Below are 3,919 nucleotides of genomic sequence, written 5' to 3'. Positions count from 1 at the left end.
GTTTGATATATTGATTTTAGGATTTTATTTTGGCTCTGAAAAATTGATACAAAGATTTTCTTTTTTAGATGAAGAAATCATCGAATACCTACCAGCTACAACTGAACTTATTTTATCAAGAGGTGACCTAACAAAATTTGGGTTTTTTGAGTTTAAAAAATTTATTTTTTTTGGTTATGGAGGAGGGGGTTTTGAAAACTTGCTAAAAATAAACTTTCCAAATTTATCAACAAATTTTGCCTCACATACCCACTCTGATTTTATAGAGTTTATGGGTGAATTCGGGATTATTGGATCTATTTTGATTTCTTTGAGTCTTTTAGTAGCGTGTGCTAGTAAAAGTTTTTTTTCATTTAAAAACTTTTTACTTTGCTATTTATTAATATTTATACTTATTTTTGATTTTTCTTTTCATATACCAATAATTCAGCTTTTATTTGTTTTATTGTTAAGTATTAACTATGACCGAAGTAATAAGCTTGAAATATAAATTTGATGACTGATTTATTCTGTTAGATTTGTATTACTTGATTTTACACCTTCTTGAATGATTGGATTATAAGAACTAAATAAATCCGTTTGTGGAGTGAGTAGGCTTATAACTCTATTCCATTTAACAAGATTTGTTGGGGGTATAAACACTATATCTTTTGATTGTAGTATAAATCTTTTTCCCAAAACTAAATTAATAGGATTTCTAATATCAAGCTTAAAAACGTTTATTTTTAAGAAAGAATTATAATCCTCTCTAATAACATAAACTTTTGATGCATTAGCAGTTAATGCGTTCATACCAGCAGAAGAAATTAATTCTGTTAAAGAGTAATCCATATTAGGAAAATAAACTCCTGGTTTTGTTACCTCACCAAAAATATGTAAAGCTTCAGAATTTCTATCAACAAATAACACGTCATTTTTTTTTAAGTAAAAATTGTCTTTAGCATCTGTACTCTGAAAAATTTTATTTATATCAATTTTATAAACTTTATTATCTCTTCTTAACAAACCTTTGTTTCCATAATTTTTATCCGCTGAATTTGGGTTGTAATTAGCTTGAATGGCTGCATCAATTAATTTTATCGGTTTTTGATTAAGATTAATTGTAAGTTGATTTTTTACAGCACCTAAAATGTAAACTTTACTACTATTAAATTCTTCTATTTTAATTTGTAAATCATAGTTTTTATAATATTTTTTTAAAACTGAAATTAATTTTTTTTTAGTTTCAGTTAATGTTAAATTTTCAATATTAATTTTTCCAACAAACGGTAAATCTATATCGCCATTTGGACCAATTATATAAGATCCATCTAAATCGTCAGTATCAGTTAAATTAATAGAAATTGTATCAGCAGAACCTAATGCATATGCATATTGGTAGTTATAAATATTTGAAAATTCCTTTATTGAATATTTAGGTTTATTAACTTGAGATTTATTATAATTATTTATTTGGTTTTCATTGAGCTTATTAATGTCAATGATATCTATAGTAATATCATTTATTGAATAGTATCCAGTAATATTTTTTGTACTCTTTTGGTTTTTTATATCTTTATTAATACCTGGTAAATACGAACAACCATAAGTTAAGAATATTATAAAAATTATTTTACTAATTTTAAACAAAAATTTTAGACCGTTGATTGTATTCATTAATATTTTGACACCTGGTTCCATTATTCATGATTTTTAATTACATATATTGTGAATAAATTTTATAACTATTTATTGATTTCATTTTAGGTATCAATTTAATATAAATTGAATATATATACAATATGTACAACAAAACATTAGGTTTATTTGATGTATTTGATTTAGGTGATTTTAGTTTTCTTATATTACTTGCTAAAAAAAACTTAAAACACTTATTATTTGCATCAACTTTGCTTTCATTAATAGTATTTTTTATTTCACTTAATATCGAAAAAAAATATTTGAGTGAAGCTACATTGGTGATATCGCCTGATGAAAACAAGATAGTGAGTATAGATGAGGCCTATTCTACTGCCAATATCCAAAATAGAGTAAATAATCAAATAGCTATTTTAACAAGTGATGAAGTTATTGAATATATTGTAAAGGATGAAAAAAACCAACTTGAGTTCCAAGCTCTTTATTCACAAACGGAAAAAAATATATTTAATAGAATTTTTTTTAAAAAAACCATTATTGATAAAGATTATATAAAATCAATCCTTTCAAATAATTTTAGTGTTAGAAATATAAGAAGTAGCGATGTTTTGGTTCTTACATTTGTTTCTAATAATGCAAAAATATCACAATTGGCTTTAAAAAATATTATTAGTTCTTATCAGCGTTATGAGGTCGATAGTAAAATTCAAATAACGACCTACGCTAACACAAAGATTAAAGAAAGATTAAAAGAATTAAGAATTCAGATGGATATAGCTGATAAAGATTTAGCTCAATATAAAAAAGAGCAAAATTTAGTAGACACAGGAAATGTTAAAGAATTAAACATAAAAGAAATACAATCCATTTCAGCTAATATTCTTAAATTAAAACAAGACATACAAAAACATGAAAATGATTTAATCTCAGTTAAAACTGCAAATGGTGATATGGATATTCTTCTTGCAATTAAAGATCTTAACGAAAGAAAAGAAATCTCAAATATTAAAAATAATTTAAGTGCCAATGAAAATAATATTCAATCTCTATTACTAATCTATACCGTAGAGCACCCAAAAGTTTCTCAAGCATACGAACTAAGCAAAAGCTTGGAAAACCAATTAAAAACAATCATAGACGAGGTTATTCAAAAAAAAGTTTTTGAATTAAGTAATTTAAAAAATTTTATTGATTTATCAAGAAAAGATTTGGAGAATGCAAAAAATGAATTAATGGTGATAGAGGCAAAAGAGGCTGGTATGTTAAATTTTTCCAGAGAAGTTGAGAGTAGCAGAAAATTGTATGAAACTTTTTTGCAAAGAGTTAAAGAAACTAATGAAGCACAAAACCTACAAGTCTCGAAACTTAAAATAATTGAAATACCCAATCTTCCAAGTCAACCATTTTCACCAAAGCCATTCAAGAATTTTTTTATGGCTCTGCTTTTATCTTTTTGTGGATTTTATGGTTTACTATTTTATAGAGAGATGAACTCATCAGTTATTAAGACACCTGAGGCTATAGAGCACCTAGATATACCACTGGTTGGAGTGTTACCAAGTGTTACAAATATTAAAAAAGGATATCACATATTACAAAATTTTTTAGAGGACAATGAATCAAATTTTTCTGAAGCTATTAGATCTTCTAGAACCATTATTGAATCTAAGTTTGAAAAAAATAAAAGTTATTTAGTAACATCAAGCAATCCATCCGAAGGCAAAACTAGTTATGCTTTTAATCTAGCTTTATCATTAGAGAAAAATAATAAAGTTCTATTTATAGAGGCGGATATTAGAAGACCATCTGTATTAAATAGCTTTTACAAATTTGATAAAGAAATACTTGGCTTGGGTGAAATTATTTCATCAGACGCTAATTTGAAGGATGTTATTTTCACTGTACCTGGGACAAAGTTAGAAATTATAACCTCTGGTGCTAAAAGATTTGATATGTCGGATATTGTCAATAAAGAACAGATTAAAAAGTTTTTTGATGTATTGAAGTTGGAATATGATTATTTAATAGTCGATTCACCACCAGTACAGCCCGTATCAGACACACTAATTCTTATCCAGGCTTCTGATTATAACTTATTTGTTGTTAGGTCAGATAGCTCAAGAACTTTTGCTTTCATGTCTTCTATAAAAAAAATTAAAAATATTAATGCTAAAATTGATGGAATTATTATTAATGATTTGGATACATCTAAAGACAGTTATTATAACTATAACTATAACTATAATTATTCAAATAAATATCATAATGATGCTTAATGAAT

At 25.5% G+C, this 3,919-nt stretch carries 3 protein-coding genes; 2 read left to right on the top strand and 1 reads right to left on the bottom strand.

All coding sequences use genetic code 11. The features are described from left to right. Positions 1–490, top strand: a 490-nt coding sequence (locus Q0352_RS01475) for an O-antigen ligase family protein (RefSeq protein WP_299522474.1), incomplete at its 5' end; no start/stop codon positions are given. 14 nt (positions 491–504) lie between these two features. On the opposite strand, the gene Q0352_RS01470 is transcribed toward Q0352_RS01475, so the two are convergent. Beyond that, a complete protein-coding gene (locus tag Q0352_RS01470) occupies positions 505–1,680 on the bottom strand; it encodes a polysaccharide biosynthesis/export family protein (protein ID WP_299522470.1) in 1,176 nt (391 codons plus the stop codon). Between the two features lie 101 nt (positions 1,681–1,781). Here Q0352_RS01470 and Q0352_RS01465 point away from each other — a divergent pair, with 101 nt between their 5' ends. Next, complete coding sequence (locus tag Q0352_RS01465; protein WP_299522467.1) at positions 1,782–3,914, top strand: polysaccharide biosynthesis tyrosine autokinase; 2,133 nt, start codon at positions 1,782–1,784, stop codon at positions 3,912–3,914. Positions 3,915–3,919 lie beyond the last annotated feature (5 nt).

Source organism: uncultured Lutibacter sp. (assembly GCF_937891065.1).
Lineage (GTDB): Bacteria > Bacteroidota > Bacteroidia > Flavobacteriales > Flavobacteriaceae > Lutibacter.
This window is presented reverse-complemented; position numbering and strand designations above follow the sequence as displayed.

What these genes read in the sequence shown, in the direction of transcription:
- Q0352_RS01470 (WP_299522470.1), bottom strand. Translation starts at nt 1,680, where the DNA reads ATGGAACCAGGTGTCAAAATATTAATGAATACAATCAACGGTCTAAAA.
- Q0352_RS01465 (WP_299522467.1), top strand. Translation starts at nt 1,782, where the DNA reads ATGTACAACAAAACATTAGGTTTATTTGATGTATTTGATTTAGGTGAT.